General features: G+C 57.7%; 1 tRNA gene and 2 rRNA genes (1 of these 3 only partly in view). All 3 read left to right on the top strand.

Going from position 1 to position 2,892, the window contains the following annotated elements:
* Positions 1-2,441 (top strand): 23S ribosomal RNA (locus GE300_RS21755); it begins 640 nt to the left of the window's first position.
* Positions 2,442-2,616: 175 nt separating this feature from the next.
* A 5S ribosomal RNA gene (rrf, locus tag GE300_RS21750) occupies positions 2,617-2,731 on the top strand.
* 82 nt (positions 2,732-2,813) lie between these two features.
* Positions 2,814-2,890: transfer RNA gene (locus GE300_RS21745), tRNA-Met, on the top strand.
* Positions 2,891-2,892 lie beyond the last annotated feature (2 nt).

Below are 2,892 nucleotides of genomic sequence, written 5' to 3'. Positions count from 1 at the left end.
GCACCCCGACAAGGGGAGTGAAAAAGTTCCTGAAACCGGACGCCTACAAGCAGTCGGAGCCTCCCATGTTCTTCGGAACGGGCGGGGTGACGGCGTACCTTTTGTATAATGGGTCAACGACTTGGTCTCACGAGCAAGCTTAAGCCGATAGGTGTAGGCGCAGCGAAAGCGAGTCTTAATAGGGCGTCCCTCTTCATTGAGGATCGAGTTCGTGGGATCAGACCCGAAACCAGGTGATCTAGGCATGTGCAGGATGAAGGTGCGGTAACACGCACTGGAGGTCCGAACCCACACCCGTTGAAAAGGGTCGGGATGACGTGTGCCTAGGGGTGAAAGGCCAATCAAACCTGGAGATAGCTGGTTCTCCGCGAAATCTATTTAGGTAGAGCGTCGGATGAATGCCCTCGGGGGTAGAGCACTGGATGGGTAATGGGGTCCCACAGACTTACTGATCCTAACCAAACTCCGAATACCGAGGAGCACTGTCCGGCAGACACACTGCGGATGCTAACGTCCGTAGTGGAGAGGGAAACAACCCTGACCTGCAGCTAAGGCCCCTAATTCATGGCTAAGTGGGAAAGCATGTGAGACGACCAAAACAACCAGGAGGTTGGCTTAGAAGCAGCCATCCTTTAAAGATAGCGTAACAGCTCACTGGTCTAGACAAGTTGTCTTGCGGCGAAGATGTACCGGGGCTCAAGCCATGAGCCGAAGCTCAGGACTGCGCAAGCAGTGGTAGCGGAGCGTAGTGTTCAGTAACCCTGACCTCTTGAGATTTTTTGTGTCCTGCCGGCCTTCGGCCTGCTTGAGGACGTTTTGGGCTTCGTGCCCGGACGCGCTCAGGTAGCGAAGCGGGTAGCGCATCGAAAATCTGCGGAGGTTGAGGGTTCAGCGACGAAGCGGCCCTGTGAGGGAGCCGTGGAGCGTTCACTAGCGAGAATGTTGACATGAGTAGCGATAAACAGGGTGAGAGACCCTGTCGCCGAAAGTCCAAGGGTTCCTGCTTAAAGCTAATCTGAGCAGGGTAAGCCGACCCCTAAGGCGAGGCCGAAAGGCGTAGTCGATGGGAATCAGGTTAATATTCCTGAGCCAGGAGGATGTGACGGATCGAAAGCGTAGTTGACCCTTATCGGATTGGGTCGGCTGCCGGACGGTTCCTGGAAATAGCCCTCCATCAGATCGTACCCTAAACCGACACAGGTGGACTGGTAGAGCATACCAAGGCGCTTGAGAGAACTGCATTGAAGGAACTCGGCAAAATGCCTCCGTAAGTTCGCGAGAAGGAGGCCCGGTTCGAAGGCAACTTCGGGCCGGGGGCACAGACTAGGGGGTGGCGACTGTTTACTAAAAACACAGGGCTCTGCGAAGTCGCAAGACGACGTATAGGGTCTGACGCCTGCCCGGTGCCGGAAGGTTAAAAGGAGGTGTGCAAGCACCGAATTGAAGCCCCGGTAAACGGCGGCCGTAACTATAACGGTCCTAAGGTAGCGAAATTCCTTGTCGGGTAAGTTCCGACCTGCACGAATGGCGTAACGACTTCCCCGCTGTCTCCAATGCAGACTCAGCGAAATTGAATTCCCCGTGAAGATGCGGGGTACCCGCGGTCAGACGGAAAGACCCCGTGCACCTTTACTACAGCTTCAGACTGGCATCAGGCCTGCGATGTGCAGGATAGGTGGTAGGCTTTGAACCGGGGACGCCAGTCCTCGGGGAGCCACCCTTGAGATACCACCCTTCGTTCGCTTGATGTCTAACCGCGGTCCGTCATCCGGATCCGGGACCCTCTGTGGCGGGTAGTTTGACTGGGGCGGTCGCCTCCCAAAGAGTAACGGAGGCGCGCGATGGTGGGCTCAGGTTGGTCGGAAATCAACCGTCGAGTGCAATGGCATAAGCCCGCCTGACTGCAAGACTGACAAGTCGAGCAGAGTCGAAAGACGGCCATAGTGATCCGGTGGTCCCGAGTGGAAGGGCCATCGCTCAACGGATAAAAGGTACGCCGGGGATAACAGGCTGATACTGCCCAAGAGTCCATATCGACGGCAGTGTTTGGCACCTCGATGTCGGCTCATCTCATCCTGGGGCTGGAGCAGGTCCCAAGGGTACGGCTGTTCGCCGTTTAAAGAGGTACGTGAGCTGGGTTTAGAACGTCGTGAGACAGTTCGGTCCCTATCTGCCGTGGGTGTCGGAGACTTGAGAGGAGTTGCCCCTAGTACGAGAGGACCGGGGTGAACGCACCACTGGTGGACCTGTTGTCGTGCCAACGGCAGTGCAGGGTAGCTATGTGCGGACAGGATAACCGCTGAAGGCATCTAAGCGGGAAGCCCCCCTCAAAACCAGGTCTCCCTGAGGGGCGTGGAAGACCACCACGTCGATAGGCCGGAGATGTAAGCGCGGCAACGCGTTCAGTTGACCGGTACTAATCCCCCGATAGGCTTGATCCCGATCCGGTGGCATGAGGACACTCATCCACCCGGACGTCACATCAACAGACACCTCGACGATCAGTGACGATCATCAGTGATGATCGGTGAACGACTTCAGCGAAGGACCGGGCCGCAGCGCCCGTCTCGTGTGCCGGACCCGGGCCCCGCGCCCGGCCAGCCCGTGCTTTGCCGGTTTGGTGGTCACAGCGTGAGCGAAACACCCGATCCCATCCCGAACTCGGCCGTTAAGCGCCACAGCGCCGATGGTACTGCGTCTCAAGACGTGGGAGAGTAGGTCACCGCCAAACCTGCAAAGCACGGACACCCGAACGCTCTCTCGAACGATCCGGAAACCTCGGACCCGGGCCCGAAACGGCCCGGCCTCCCTGCCGCGGGGTGGAGCAGCCCGGTAGCTCGTCAGGCTCATAACCTGAAGGTCGTAGGTTCAAATCCTACCCCCGCAACCAAA

This window comes from Halovulum marinum (assembly GCF_009697225.1).
Classification (GTDB): Bacteria; Pseudomonadota; Alphaproteobacteria; order Rhodobacterales; family Rhodobacteraceae; genus Halovulum; species Halovulum marinum.
The sequence above is the reverse complement of the archived record's forward strand: the minus strand, read 5'-3'. Positions and strand labels throughout refer to the sequence as shown.